We start from the raw sequence: 15187 nt of genomic DNA, 5'->3' as shown, positions 1-15187 counted from the left end.
TTGCATATGTTTATAAATAAGCCGTCTAAAGATTCAGGCAGCCTTGTCTTGACCTGCGTACCGATTTAAGGTGTAATTTGATTTCAGTATTGATGTAACAACGCCGATTTGATGCAGCTTGCGGGCGCTAAAACAGCTAAAGCGGTCATGGATTGTATCCATTCTGTTTTACCGCCCATTGTGTCAAGCAATGGGTTTTTTTGTTCCTAGGTATCCACATGATTGTTTTGAATGAAGTTTCCAAACGCTATCAAGGTCGCGATAAATCTTGGTTTAGCGCCATTGAGCCATTAAGTCTCAGCATCGCTGAAGGAGAAATCTTTGGTTTGATGGGTTACTCTGGCGCCGGAAAATCCACTTTATTGCGTCTCATTAATTTACTGGAACGGCCCGATAGCGGCACAGTCCATGTGGGTGATCAAGAGCTAACCCAGCTCAATGCGACCGATTTGCGCAATGCGCGCCAGCACATTGGCATGGTATTTCAACAATTCAATTTACTGGCCAACCGCACGGTTGCGGCCAATATTGCGTTTCCATTGGAAGTAGCCGGTTGGCGGCAAGCAGACATTGATCGGCGTGTCACCGAATGTTTGGACATCGTGGGGCTTACTGATCGAGCCCGTCATTATCCAGCACAACTGTCTGGTGGGCAAAAACAACGCGTAGGCATTGCTCGGGCACTGGCATCTAGCCCCAAGGTCATTCTGGCAGATGAACCCACCAGTGCATTGGATCCGGCAACTACCCGCAGTGTATTGGAATGCTTACTGGACATCAATCAGCGTTTCAACGTCACCATTGTGATTGTTACCCATGAAATGAGCGTCATTCGCCGTTTGTGTGATCGAGCCGCCTTATTGCACCAAGGTCGATTACTGGAAGTCATCGACATCAAAAACAATCAGATACATGCACATTCTGCCATTGGGCAAGAGCTGGTGCAGGAGGATTAAGAGATGGCCGATGTGTCTTTTGCACAAGCCGTGGGCAATATTGTTGCCATGAAAAGCGAAATCCTACAAGCCTTGTGGGAAACATTTCTAATGGTCGGTTTATCCACTATTTTGGCAACCGTTTTGGGCACCATCCTGGGGGTTTGCTTGTATGTCACCGCCAATCCGCAATTATTGTATAACCGCGCACTCAATCGCCTTGCTGAGCATGTGGTGAACTTAATGCGCGCATTCCCTTTTGTCATTTTGATGATTGCCATGATCCCTGTCACTAGGGCCATTGTGGGCACCACCATCGGACCCTTGGCAACTTCATTGATTCTAACGGTATCCGGCACATTTTATTTTGCCCGGCTGGTAGAACAAAATCTGCGCGAGGTGCCACGTGGCATCATTGAAGCAGCCACCAGCATGGGCGCCAAACCAAGCACCATCATCACCAAAGTATTATTGAATGAGGCCCGTGCAGGCATGGTATCCAGTATCACTGTTTTGGCGATTGGTCTGCTCTCTTACAGCGCAGCGGCAGGGATGATTGGTGGTGGCGGATTGGGTGATTTGGCCATCCGCTACGGTTATTACCGTTATCAAACTGAAGTTATTGTGTTTATCGTGGCCATCTTGGTGATTTTGGTCATCATCATGCAAGGTCTGGGCAATGCCCTTGCTCGTCACTTGGATAAACGTTGATTTATTATATTTTTACCCTCTTTGTCTAGGAGAATAACAATGCAAGCAACATGGTTCAAAACGGTTTCTGTGGGTCTATTGACGGTGGCAATGGCTGCCTGCAGTGGCGGGCAGCAGAAAGCTGCATCTGATGCTTCTGCCGCATCAAGTAGCCCAAATAACAATGCCAAAAAAGAAATTGTTTTTGGTACCACGGTAGGTGATTTTGGCGACATGGTTAAAGACCAGATTAAGCCCATCTTGGAAAAGAAAGGCTACAGCGTCAAGCTAGTGGAATTCACTGATTATGTTCGCCCCAATTTGGCTTTGGCTAATAAAGAAATTGACATCAATATTTTCCAACACAAGCCTTATTTGGATGAATTCAAGAAAGAGCATAACCTCGACATTATGCCTGCTTTCCAAGTACCTACAGCCCCTTTGGGTCTTTATTCTGGCAAATTAACGGCATTAAACGAAGTTAAAGATGGCAGTACCGTAGCGGTACCTAATGATCCCTCCAATTTCGCGCGCGCGCTGGTTATGCTTGATCAATTAGGCTGGATTAAGCTCAAGGCCAATGTAGATCCTTTAACTGCATCCAAAAACGACATTGGCGAAAATCTCAAAAACATCAAGTTGGTTGAATTGGAAGCAGCACAGCTGCCACGCGCACGTGCCGATGTGGATTTCGCGGTGGTAAATGGTAACTATGCCACCAGCTCAGGCATGAAGCTGACCGATGCCTTGTTCCAAGAACCTAGCTTTGCTTATGTCAACTGGTCTGCTATTCGCACCGCCGACAAAGATACCCAGTGGGTCAAAGACATCACTGAGGCCTATAACTCAGATGAATTCAAAGCCTATGCACACAAACGCTTTGCAGGCTACAAATACCCAGCAGCTTGGGGAGAACAGCCAGGTGCAGCATCCGCTGCCAGCAAATAACGCTTAGATGAGTTATCATCAACGGCTTTCAGGTTGCCTGAAAGCCGTTTTTACACCAACACATCCACTACCATGACCAATTCCCGACCTAGTCTTGATGTCAATGACAAACTCAATCTCGAAACTGCCCGTATTTTTTGGCATGAACTGCAAAAACCGTTTGCACTAGGCGCCTGCCTGTATGTGGCACCAGATTTAGACTTGATTAATATTGCCCAACTCATCGCTGATGACCACACGGCCACCATTTCGCTATTAATCGCTGAAGGTAAATTGGGCAAGGTCACTGATGAGCAAGCCAAATTGTTTTACAACACCAATCAATCAATGTGGGCCGTGGTTGTGGCGCCTTATGTTTTGGTACAACCCAATATAGCCATCCGCTAAATATCCATTAATGGCAAACTAAATCCATAACCTATTTATAGCGTGAAATGCATACTTGACATATGCACTCAAGCTTTACTTAATAATGGCATTGAATTTGCTTGTTAATTGATGATTAAACCTATGCAGCAGATAAATCAACGAATCGGTGGTTTCATCCCGCATACACAAAACCATCTATCCAATGATTACTGAGAAAAATTGATTATGCAAACAAAGAAGCGCTACCACGGTTTTACACTCATTGAACTCATGATTGTCATCACCATCATCGCTATTCTGACCATCATTGCATACCCCAGTTATCAAAGTTTTGTACGCATGACTCATTTGGAGCAAGCACGCTCTGATTTGTTACTGAGTGCCCAGCATCTAGAACGCTATTACAGTCAAAATCATACATTCAGCGGCTTTAAAAATGCAGATTTGGTGTCAGATAAAAGTAAAAATTTCTTTTCAATTGAAATAGTTGATGGAACATTAAATGCAGATAGCTACAACCTGACGGCTAAACCCAAAACCAGCTCTGGTGAAGATCGGTATTTAGTCTATGAAAGCACCGGTAACATGTTGATTTGTAGCGGTGCTGATAAATGTGAAGCATTTTAAGGCGCATGTCTATTGATTGCCCCCTATTCATCATTTAATCAATTCAAATCGGTATTTCCATAACACGTAAATTCACCCACTTAATCAAGGCAATTTATTCTAATGCGCCTTAAATATCAGGCATTAATCCCATTCTTGTCAGCAAACCCTTCTCTTTTTGTGATACCTAATGATGTGGTACACCCTCTTAATGTCTGGATACTCAGCATAACCAACATCTTAACCACCAATAAACCACGTAAAACGTTGTTTATCACTGGGCCGAATTTAGCTTTTTATGCATCAATAAATTCAATACGCACAAGCCCTTATCTAGCCAACCCAAAACATGCAACCTCTAAAACAAACGATCGCAACAATCACCCACTAAGCTTCATTCCTGGATGATCATGACATTTAATTCAACAAGGACAAATTGAAGCATTGATATGCTTTATGCATAAATATTCACTAAAAGCAAAAAAATCGTTATATCGAACAAATCTCACATAGATGCGAATGCATGACAATATTCATAATCATTACTAAGCAATATCATCAAGCCATTCAGGCAACCATTAATAAAACCGATGTATCCTAAAACGGATACATCGGTTCAAATCACCCTATTTTTAAGGCTGAGTATTGATCAATAAGTTGCGAAAATCTCACGCCAAGATATACGTTGAACCGTGATATTACAAGAGGACCCGCCTACAGCATAACTCCCCGCCCCTGTACTGGCATCAACATAAGTTACAGAATTATTACTGCTCGCAAAGCAACTGTTATTTTGAGGTAAATGCTTCAATTCAGGCTCTGTACCTGATTCACCAGAATCGCCATCACGCGACACCGATAAACCATTTCGGCTGCCATCTACAAAAGTGAAATTACTTAGCCCAGACATTTTGAGGCCATTGGCGTAATTTCCTTCGCTGCTCACATTCCCAAAGTTGATATAGGTACTGCCCTTGGTTAAAGCACCGCCCGTTAGTGCATTAAATTGCATCCACCAACTGTATGCACTGGTCTTCACGGTCACGGATGAAGATGCACAAGGGTCATTTTTATTCTCATTTCCAGTATTGGTTTCACTGGTTTGATACGTTCGAGTAGTTAAAGCCGCAGTCTTCAATAACATTGATGGTTTCACCACAACCCGTTCGCCATTATTTTCCAGATTAAAATACCAACCTCGGTCTGTTGCTGAAAGTGTGTTGTTGCTCAAATACCGATAAGAGCCAGATGTTGAAATCGTCTGCTGCAACAAATTACCCTTAGATACTAGTGCATCAGATCCAGTTTTGGTTAAATCGTCATAGATACCATATACCGACTATTGATTGGTATTGGTCAAGTCAGACTGGTAAATATCACTACCTGTGCCAAAAATCACCACATATTTTTTATCATTAATACGAGACACAGCTGGCGCAGATGTAATCGGCTGCGAACTTACTCCAGAGAAAATTTTCGTTACCGTCCAATTAGCTGGATTAGGGTCACTCAAATTAAACCGATATAGATTGCCACCATAATCACCAGCATAAGCTGTTTCCACAACACCAGTGAAGTTATTTTGCACCAAAGTCGGACTGGACAAACCACCAACACCACCCGGTACAGTAAATTTGTGAATCAAAGTACCAGGAGCAGCGCCTTCTTTCGTATTTTTAGCAGTGCCAACATCAACACCCAAAGCGTCATAAACATAGAGCGCAGTTTCTGCAGACGATACAGCACCAGTATCCGTGGCATAACTATTGGAGTAGTTATACCCATTGGCAACAAACACGGCTTGACGAATATTTTGAGTTAAATCGCTGGATGAAGCTCCATCTGCAGTATTCACCCGCACTCGATCAATGGCTGGGGAGCCCACAGTAAAACCAAATTTATTATCCGATCCTTTGGCCGTCTCAAACAAAGGCACCTCACTTGACCACCCCGAACTGCCCATATTACTTGCCGCCACATCATTCCCACTAACCCGGTCTTTACCACCAACATTGAGCGCTAAAGCACCTCGACCAGCTTGCCCCATATTGGACGCCAAGAAAATTTGCTGCGGCTTACTGGCATCAGTTTGGCGAACCACCATACCCCCATTCAATAAATATTGATGTGGGTGATCTTCGTCTTTACCATAACTATTGGAAAGCAAATCCGGATAATATTTTGCTACTGTATCACTATTATCATTGCTCTGCCGCTGCATTGCCATAGGCATATAATTGTATTTCAAATCATAGGGATGATCAGCATCATTATTAGAGCGAAATACATAAACCATCCCGTCATTGGCTGAGGTAATCAGGAATTCCGAACGCCCATTGACTTGATTACCGATACTCAGGATAGGGTTATCAACAACATCCCCCATGTCACGTGAATCAGCATCACGAGCGCGATAATCCAAAACATACCCAGCAGCTTTCAAAGCAGCATCACTTGCCCCCTTGCGGTTATACCAAGCAAGCAAGCCATTTTTCCATTCTAATTTATTGGTGCTGTTGTCCGTCACATTATAATAATTGTTGTTTTTCCAAGTATTCGAAACAGAATCATACCGATACACACTACTTCCATCACTCAGTAATAACTGGCGATTGCCATAAGAAGGCACTTTATAAGATGAGGTATCAATACTGCCGCCACTGCCCATACCATACATGCGCAGCTGGCTACTCCACGTATTGGTATCCAATGTTGCAGTTACCGCCAATTTACTGGCCGTTGATGATGATGTATCCACACTCGGAGCGGTTACTGAGAATGCCTGTTGGCCGCCAACTGCGTTATCTGAACTGATGCTATCAAAAATAGTAGAAAAAGCAGACAGCAACTCATTTGCATCACCTGATGCAAAATAATACTCAGGTTTCGATGCCCCGTTTTTCAAATACGCGGTACCTGAAGAACTCAGAGAGCCACCAAAACCCACAGTAAATGTTTCGGCCGTTTGCTGATATGCTAACCCCGTTTTGGGATTGACCTCATTCCAATTCTTCCCCGCCTTATCCTTACCAGGACCCATACCTAAATCCGGTATAAACGCACCAAAAGAATTAGTATTCAAATATTGAGAGAAATGCCCGAGGCTCCCAAGGCTATACCACCATGCGTCCGAATATTTATTTAGGTTTTCTCCAAAATAATCATCATAACCACGTCCCCGAAAATCAGCCACATTTGCATCCCCATCCGACATCAGCACTACATAAGATTTTTGGCATCTATATTTTTGCTTTGGGATCACCACATTTTTGACTACTTGATAATAACGTCCTGTAGTTGGTGTAACGTAAGGACTGTTTAACATACCAATGTGGGTCAATAGTGTCTGATAACCGTTTAAGCCATTAGCAGAATCGGTAGATGTATCATAATAATCACTTAAATTAGGACTACCTGAAGGGTATGCGCCACTATACCCCCCCCATAAAGACTGCAATCCCCAATATATTTTATCTCGATACTGACCAACCAATTGACTTAATACATTTTTAGTGGCGCCAAAGCGGGTAACATTATGACTGGCATTTGCGCCGCAACCTTGCCATTGCTGCAGTGATGTATTCGAGGGCGAAGTAGAATGGATCACATAATCAGTCATCCAACTACCCCAGCCAGCAGTAGTCGTACAGCCGCTTCCAGACAAGCAGACACGCGTCCTGCTACATGCATATCCTGTAACTTTACCTGCGTTAGAACCCATACTCCCTGAATCATCAATCAACAGCATCACGTTGGGCTTTGCACCCGCAGCAGTGGTAACCGTAGTGGTTTGTTGTAAGTGAAGAGGGATATACGCAAACACAGACGTCTTACCCTGCACAGCAACGGGTAAGCTCATGCCAGCAACACCCAATACAGAAATCATTAAAGCTAATTTTCTGATTTTCAAATTTTTCTTTCTGCGCTGAGATTGAGATACTTCGCTGGCATTCATAACGGCTGCTCCATAACAATGGCATATTTCAAACTATAACTATAGTATATTTTATTAAAAAACATAAATTTATGCAAAATATATTCTTCTTCACATATTGAAAGATTCGGTTTCCGATACAATTATTTATCTATATTTGGTTAAAAATCACGTCCCTAGAGACATATTCTCGAGCCTCATTGATCGCTATCTTATACAAATCAACTGTCTCGAATACGGCCTTTTAGTCTGTGAATTAAGCGAAGCCACTCCCTGGTTTTATTCACTATCCGCATTCCTATGCAACCCGTACAATATATACACTCAATTGAGTCAGTATATGAAATGAATCCATCCCAGCTAAGCGAAATACACAGCAGCCCCGCGACACTGCGCAAACTGGACAAGCTCAACCTCCATACCGAATGGGACTTGGTGCTACACCTACCTCTGCGTTATGAAGATGAAACACGAATCACACCCATAGCTGATGCGCCACTCAATACACCCATACAAATCGAGGCCACGGTCTTACACCAACAAATACAGTTTAAACCTCGCAAGCAATTATTGGTCCAAATACAAGATCCGTCAGGAAATATTCTGCATTTGCGCTTTTTGCATTTCTACCCCAGTCAACAACAACAATTGGCCGTAGGCAAGACCATACGCGCCTTAGGGGAAATCAAACACGGGTTTTACGGTGATGAAATGATTCATCCCAAAATCAGAGCAGCCAGCAAACAAGATTTAGCCACAACACTGACACCGGTTTACCCAACAGTAAACGGGCTATCGCAACTAACCTTACGGAAATTGATTCAGACAGCCTTAGCACACATTCCTGATGAAGACATCTTGCCTGACCACATCTTGCAGTCATTGCATTTGCCGTCGTTATTAGAAAGCCTGAACCTTTTACATGCGCCACCACCTGAATATACCATCCGCGATTTACACAATGGGGCACTACCTGCTTGGCAGCGACTCAAATTCGACGAATTGCTGGCACAACAACTGTCCATGCGGCTGGCACGCCAAAAGCGACTGACTGGCCAGGCCGCAGCCATACAATCTCAGCATCAATGGGCTACTGCCTTGCTGGCACAATTGCCTTTCGCATTAACGATGGCACAGCAACGTGTATTGGCAGACATTCGCACCGATTTGGCACAGACACACCCCATGCACCGCTTATTACAAGGTGATGTGGGTTCTGGCAAAACCATTGTCGCTGCGTTAGCGGCTTTGAGTGTGATTGAAGCGGGATTTCAAGTGGCAGTGATGGCCCCTACAGAAATTTTAGCCGAGCAACATTATCAAAAATTGAGCCAATGGCTGCGTCCATTCGGCATCCAGATCGCATGGCTTTCAGGCAGCCTAAAAAAACGTGATAAAGAGCAAGCTCGTGCTGCCTTATTAAGCGGCGCCGCTCAACTGGCAATTGGCACACATGCTTTGTTTCAAGATGATGTCGTCTTTCATCAGCTGGGATTGGTCATTGTGGATGAACAACATCGTTTTGGTGTGGGCCAACGACTGGCCTTAAAAAACAAAGGCCATGATGTTCACCAACTAATGATGTCGGCCACCCCCATTCCACGCACGTTGGCCATGAGTTTTTTTGCTGATCTAGACGTTTCCGCTATTGATGAGCTACCGCCAGGCCGCACCCCCATCAAAACCCGTTTGGTGAATCAAATTCGCCGCCGTGAAGTGGAAGGTTTGGTTCGCCATGCTTGCGCGCAAGGCAGACAAGCTTATTGGGTGTGCCCATTGATCGAAGAGTCTGAAACCTTGCAACTGCAAACTGCAGTAGACACTCAAATTGAGCTTCAGGCAGCCTTGCCTGAGTTAACCATTGGCTTGGTACACGGGCGCATGAAGGCAGCCGAAAAAGCTGCTGCTATGAATGCATTTATTCAAGGAGAAACGCAAGTATTGGTCGCCACCACCGTTATTGAAGTGGGCGTTGATGTACCAAATGCCAGCCTCATGGTGATTGAGCATGCCGAGCGCATGGGATTGTCTCAACTGCATCAATTACGGGGCCGCGTGGGCCGTGGTGCAGCTGCTAGTAGCTGTATTTTACTCTTTGGTGAGCCTTTATCCGAATTAGCCAAAGCACGATTGAAAGTCATCTATGAAGAGCATGATGGTTTTGAAATTGCTCGCCAAGATTTGAATATCCGAGGCCCCGGCGAATTTCTGGGCGCCCGGCAAAGCGGCGCACCACTTCTGCGATTTGCGAATTTAGAAGAGGATTTGCGCTTATTAGAACAAGCGCGTCACTGGGCAGCCTGGCTCATTGAATATCGCCCCGATGTGGTAGAAGCCCACTTAAACCGATGGTTATCCAATCGCGCTCAATATCTCAGCGCTTAATGCTCAGTACAAATTAGAGTGGTCATCATAAATGATTTAATACTATTAAGGCTGCCTGAACGTTCTTTTCAGGCAGCCTTAATTGATAGATGAATAACCAAAATAAAAGGCCGGATTCATGTAACGTAGACTATGTGAAGATGATGGCCATGCCACACAGAATAGGCCACACCACCGAACCACCCTCCGCCATAAATACCATGCTCAGTTATGCTTCAGGTGCTTCGCCATCGGTTTCATCTAACATATGTTCGGTGACTTTCTGATGAATACCCACTTTTTCACGAATTTTAGCGTCGATTTCCTGAGCAATTTCTGGGTTGTCCTTTAGCCATTGGCGAGTATTGTCTTTCCCCTGACCAATCTTATTGCCATTATAGCTATACCAAGCACCTGCTTTATCCAACAAGCCTAAGCGCACCCCGATGTCAATCAGTTCGCCTTCCCAACTGATGCCCTCGCCATAAAGAATATCAAATTCGGCTTGTTTAAACGGCGGCGCAACCTTATTCTTAATCACCTTCACCTTGGTTTCATTACCAACCACATCATCGCCTTTTTTGATCTGGCCCACACGGCGAATATCCAAGCGCACTGAAGAATAAAATTTCAATGCATTCCCGCCAGTGGTGGTTTCAGGATTACCAAACATCACACCAATTTTCATGCGGATTTGATTAATAAAAATCACCAAGGTATTGGTTTTCTTAATGTGGCCGGTGAGCTTTCGCAGTGCCTGGCTCATTAATCGAGCTTGTAAACCCACATGGCTATCGCCCATCTCACCTTCAATCTCTGCGCGCGGCACCAAGGCCGCTACGGAATCAACTACCACCATATCGACACCGCCACTGCGCACCAACATATCGCAAATTTCCAGAGCCTGCTCCCCCGTATCCGGCTGGGAGACCAACAAATTTTCTACCTTTACCCCTAATTTGCGCGCATACACTGGATCAAATGCATTTTCTGCGTCAATAAAAGCACATACCCCACCTTTTTTCTGGCACTGGGCAACCGCTTCCAAACACAAAGTGGTTTTACCAGACGATTCCGGCCCATAAATTTCCACCACGCGACCACGCGGCAAACCGCCCACACCCAGAGCCAAATCCAAGCCCAGAGAACCAGTGGAAATCACTTCTAAATTTTCATCAGTGTGGCTACCATCCATTTTCATGATGGAACCTTTACCAAAATTCTTTTCAATTTGCGCCAATGCCGCCGCTAAGGCTTTGCTTTTTTCGTCTGACATGGATGTGTACTCGCTCAGTTATGCCTCAAATGGCTAGGTTGAAATTATCGCACAAACTTTTTCGAAATAGTTTAGATAAATCTAAATAACACTACTACAGCACTGCCTTCCATTCACCGTGAAGTTCACGGGCATCAAGCAGAAATGATACACTATCACCCACCATACCCATGATTAAATGAGTTGATGCACAAAACCAAACCGCGCAGCAGCTCTCTCTTAATATAGCTTATACAGCGAGTATTTTATGGCCAGTATTTAAGAGCAGCGCTCATCACCTTTACTGACCATATCCGCTTGAACGCACACACTGGCACCTTTTCAGGCAGCCTTAGGATGTTACCAATGAACACTTTTTCCGATTTGGGTTTATCCAATGAAATCGTCAGCGCCTTAATTGATCAAGGCTACGCCACCCCTACGCCCATTCAAGCTGCGGCCATCCCAAAAGCATTGGCCGGCAATGACCTACTGGCAGCCGCCCAAACAGGCACAGGTAAAACTGCGGCGTTTATGTTGCCCAGCTTGGAACGTTTGAAACGCTATGCCACTACCAGCACTTCGCCTGCTATGCACCCTGTGCGTATGCTGGTACTAACACCCACACGTGAGTTAGCCGATCAAATCGATCAAAACGTACAGTCTTATATGAAAAATTTGTCGCTGCGTCACGCCGTATTGTTTGGCGGCATGAATATGGATGCACAGAAGCAAGCCTTGCGTGCTGGCTGCGAAATCGTGGTGGCCACCGTTGGACGGCTACTGGACCATGTGCAACAAAAAAATATTCAGCTTAACAAAGTGGAAATTTTGGTTTTAGACGAAGCCGATCGCATGTTGGATATGGGCTTTATCGACGACATCCGCAGAATCATGCAGATGTTACCCAAGCAACGTCAAACCTTGCTTTTCTCGGCCACGTTTGCACCCGCCATTCGCCGCTTGGCACAGGATTTCATGCACCAACCCGAAGAAATCAGCGTGGCGGCCCAAAACACCACTGCAGCCAATGTCGAACAACACGTAATTGCCATCGATGGCGGCCGCAAACGCGCTTTATTGGAGCGTCTAATTATTGATCTCAACATGAATCAAGTCATTGTATTTTGCACCACCAAGCAAAGTGTTGATCAAGTTAATCGTGACTTAAATCGCCGCGGCATTGCAGCACAGGCAATACATGGCGATAAATCCCAACAAACACGTTTGGAAACATTATCCCAATTTAAAGAAGGCAGTTTGCGCGTATTGGTTGCCACTGATGTCGCCGCACGCGGCTTGGATATTGCTGAATTGCCCTTTGTGATTAACTATGAGCTACCAGCCAATGCGGAGGACTATGTGCATCGCATTGGCCGCACGGGGCGTGCAGGCGCAGAAGGCGTTGCTATTTCCCTTATGGACGAGCATGAGCAAAGAATGTTTGAAGCCATTAAAACATTGACGTGTCATGATCTAAAAGTAGAACGCATCGAAGGCTTCGAACCACACTGGTGGAATCACGCAGAAGATACACCACCCACATCACCAACAGCCAACCGACCAAGTCATGCAACGGAGCGCATCAATACACGCGGGAACAAACGCCCTGAATCCACTACAGATCAAATAGCTGCCCGCCCCTCTAAGGATGCTGGCAATGTTTGCAAACGCATCCCTGGCCGAGCACACCGTAGCAACCGAAACCGGCCTCAATGCGCATTGCTGCAACCTCACTACGGCACGGCCACAACAACCCAAAATCATTAAATCCGCTTGGCAATACGGCATTATCTATGCCTAACGGCCTGTTTAGTTGACAGGCTTTAAGAGCTTGGGTATAGTGCCACTTCTTTGGAGAATTGGCCGAGTGGTCGAAGGCGCTCCCCTGCTAAGGGAGTATACGGCTTAAACCTGTATCGAGGGTTCGAATCCCTCATTCTCCGCCAGAATTCAACCATAGTTAATAAAGTCCTGCTACGCAGGATTTTTTTTCGTCTCTAAGAGCTTCATAAAATCAATGCACGAAATGCGCCCTCAATTGCCAATAATCTATCCTCCCTATTAATATCACATCAAAAAGTAGTTTATTCTCAATCAAATCTCCTTTATGCTGTAAAGAGAAGCGAATTTTAAATTTTGATATTGCTCTAAATATCACAAATTATCATGGGAATAATAATGCATCGTATTTACAAAACGGTGCGCAACAAAAAATAGTTAATAAAGTCCTGCTGTCCGGGACTTTTTTTCATCTATACGAGCTTCATAAAATCGATGCACGAAATGCGCCCTCAATTGCCAATAATCTATCCTCCTATTAACATCACATCAAAAAATAGTTTATTCTCAATCGCATCTCCTTTATCCTGTAAAAGGAAGCGAATTTTAAATTTTGATATTGCTCTAAATATCACACATCAACAGGTAAATAATAATGAATCGTATTTACAAAACAGTGCGTAACAAAAAAACTGGTGCTTGGGAAGCAGCATCAGAGTTAGCCAAAAACGGCAAAGGCGGAGCCTCGGTGGCCGTGGTGGTTGGCTTGAGCCTAATGCCCGCGTTAGCATGGGCAGATAATACATGTTCTTCAACTTTTTCAGCTGGAGAAGTGACAATAAGCAGTGGCACTTGCAGCACAAATGATGTTAATGATACCCATGGCAATCACTTAGGCAATAGTCAGAGTGTTATTGGAACCTTTAAAAGTGACACGACAGTGCATGCCGTCACGGTTGCGAGTGGCGCAATCGTACAGGGCCATGGAGTGGCCATGAGTTTGGCTGGTTCAAAAGATAATCCCGTCAAGATCACTATTGATGGTACCGTTACCAATGATGGCTCCTTGGCATCTGGCCCCAATGGCACTGGCCCCAATGGCATAGAAACAAATGGCTACACCACTTTAATCATCAATGCGGGTGGGACATTATCCGTAACAAATACGGGGAATGGCGCGGATGCAGGTGAGGCATTCAATCCCAATAACGGTGGCAACACGGTCATTAATCGTGGCACCATGTCCACGGCCTCTTCAGCTTTGATCTGGTTTCAAGATGGGGATATGGAACACCCTAATTTTATTGATAATTATGGCAGCATGACTGCGGGCACAAACGGCAATTTGGCAGTAGTAGGCTCAAGCAACAATGCCGTCGTTAATTTTACAAACTATACAGGTGGTAATGTAAAGGGAAATTTGACTTTGGGCGGTGGAGAGGATTCCGCTGATTTACAAACAGGTTCAACTTTTACCGGGAATATCAATACAGGTGCAGGTGATGATACCGTTAAGATAGAAGCTGGGTCTAGTTTTTCAGGTGATGTCAATGGTGGTGATGGCAAAAATTCCTTAACCCTTTATGGCAGTGGTGATGGTGAACTCAAAGGTACGGTCACAGGGTTTAATCAGTTAAGCAAAACAGGCACGGGCACTTGGGAAGTTTCTGGTAATGTTAATAAATTAGCCAATGCCGATGACCCCAACGTCAATATTGATGTTCAAGAAGGCACATTAAAGGTCACGGGGAATAATGCCGACTATTCCGGTACGGCTAAAATTGATGATAAGGGCACGTTGCAGCTCGGCGATGGTGGCGCTTCAGGCAGCCTGAACGGCGATATTGTCAATAACGGGATTTTGGCATTCAATCGATCTGATGATGCTTTGATTATCGATGATGCCATCAGTGGCTCAGGCCAAGTACAACAAAATGGTAGTGGCACCACCACCTTAACAGGAGTCAATACCTACACTGGTGATACCATCATCAATCAAGGTACTTTGACAGTGAACGAAAATGGTGCACTCACTGCTACCAGTTCGATTAGCGATAACGGTACTCTGGCCATTAGCGGCCATGGCAAAGTCACCACCGGCCATGTGAATTTGGGCACAACCAATGGTAAAAAAGGCATATTAACCATTACTGATGCAGGCAGCTTAACCACTAGCGGTACGCTCAATATTGCTTATGCTGCTAACAGCACTGGCGAGGTAACAGTTGATGGAACTGATGCCAAACTGAATACGGTGCAAATCACAGTGGGTGAGCAAGGCACAGGAACACTGAATGTTCAAAA

11 protein-coding genes and 1 tRNA gene are annotated in these 15187 nt (G+C 44.9%); 9 read left to right on the top strand and 3 right to left on the bottom strand.

Features of this window, described 5'->3' with window-relative positions:
- The first annotated feature begins 218 nt into the window (after nucleotides 1-218).
- The 5 genes from A2F46_RS09775 to A2F46_RS09755 all read left to right on the top strand — a co-directional run bounded on the left by A2F46_RS09775 (nucleotide 219) and on the right by A2F46_RS09755 (nucleotide 3569).
- Nucleotides 219-956: a methionine ABC transporter ATP-binding protein gene (locus A2F46_RS09775; RefSeq protein ID WP_066569895.1), complete on the top strand. Its 738-nt coding sequence runs from the start codon at nucleotides 219-221 to the stop codon at nucleotides 954-956.
- A gap of 3 nt (nucleotides 957-959) precedes the next feature.
- Nucleotides 960-1646 (top strand): methionine ABC transporter permease, encoded by a 687-nt coding sequence (locus tag A2F46_RS09770; protein ID WP_066569892.1) that lies wholly within the window; start codon nucleotides 960-962, stop codon nucleotides 1644-1646.
- Nucleotides 1647-1685: 39 nt separating this feature from the next.
- On the top strand, nucleotides 1686-2573 hold the full coding sequence (locus A2F46_RS09765) for a MetQ/NlpA family ABC transporter substrate-binding protein (RefSeq protein ID WP_066569891.1): 888 nt from the start codon (nucleotides 1686-1688) through the stop codon (nucleotides 2571-2573).
- A gap of 72 nt (nucleotides 2574-2645) precedes the next feature.
- A complete protein-coding gene (locus tag A2F46_RS09760; RefSeq protein WP_066569952.1) occupies nucleotides 2646-2960 on the top strand; it encodes a DUF2288 domain-containing protein in 315 nt (104 codons plus the stop codon).
- A gap of 207 nt (nucleotides 2961-3167) precedes the next feature.
- A complete protein-coding gene (locus A2F46_RS09755; RefSeq protein WP_066569890.1) occupies nucleotides 3168-3569 on the top strand; it encodes a type IV pilin protein in 402 nt (133 codons plus the stop codon).
- Between the two features lie 628 nt (nucleotides 3570-4197).
- Here A2F46_RS09755 and A2F46_RS09750 read toward each other — a convergent pair.
- Both A2F46_RS09750 and A2F46_RS09745 read right to left on the bottom strand, forming a co-directional pair.
- Nucleotides 4198-4818, bottom strand: a complete 621-nt coding sequence (locus A2F46_RS09750; protein WP_156471619.1) for a hypothetical protein — start codon at nucleotides 4816-4818, stop codon at nucleotides 4198-4200.
- Between the two features lie 69 nt (nucleotides 4819-4887).
- Complete coding sequence (locus tag A2F46_RS09745) at nucleotides 4888-7503, bottom strand: PilC/PilY family type IV pilus protein (protein ID WP_066569886.1); 2616 nt, start codon at nucleotides 7501-7503, stop codon at nucleotides 4888-4890.
- Between the two features lie 324 nt (nucleotides 7504-7827).
- Between A2F46_RS09745 and recG the strand changes: the two genes are divergently transcribed.
- Nucleotides 7828-9867 carry an ATP-dependent DNA helicase RecG gene (recG, locus tag A2F46_RS09740; protein ID WP_066569881.1) on the top strand — a complete coding sequence of 680 codons (2040 nt, stop codon included), beginning with the start codon at nucleotides 7828-7830 and terminating at the stop codon, nucleotides 9865-9867.
- A gap of 208 nt (nucleotides 9868-10075) precedes the next feature.
- Here the strand turns inward: recG and recA are convergent, their stop codons facing one another.
- Nucleotides 10076-11122: a recombinase RecA gene (gene recA / locus A2F46_RS09735; RefSeq protein ID WP_066569880.1), complete on the bottom strand. Its 1047-nt coding sequence runs from the start codon at nucleotides 11120-11122 to the stop codon at nucleotides 10076-10078.
- 345 nt (nucleotides 11123-11467) lie between these two features.
- Here recA and A2F46_RS09730 point away from each other — a divergent pair, with 345 nt between their 5' ends.
- The 3 genes from A2F46_RS09730 to A2F46_RS09720 form a co-directional block, all read left to right on the top strand.
- Nucleotides 11468-12871, top strand: coding sequence for a DEAD/DEAH box helicase (locus A2F46_RS09730; RefSeq protein ID WP_066569879.1), 1404 nt, complete (start codon nucleotides 11468-11470; stop codon nucleotides 12869-12871).
- 86 nt (nucleotides 12872-12957) lie between these two features.
- A tRNA-Ser gene (locus A2F46_RS09725) sits at nucleotides 12958-13050 on the top strand.
- A 488-nt stretch (nucleotides 13051-13538) separates the two neighbouring features.
- Nucleotides 13539-15187 (top strand): ESPR-type extended signal peptide-containing protein (locus tag A2F46_RS09720; RefSeq protein ID WP_197457633.1); only part of this gene is annotated, 1649 nt, incomplete at its 3' end.

This window comes from Snodgrassella sp. CFCC 13594 (assembly GCF_001590725.1).
GTDB lineage: Bacteria > Pseudomonadota > Gammaproteobacteria > Burkholderiales > Neisseriaceae > Snodgrassella.
The sequence above is the reverse complement of the archived record's forward strand: the minus strand, read 5'-3'. Positions and strand labels throughout refer to the sequence as shown.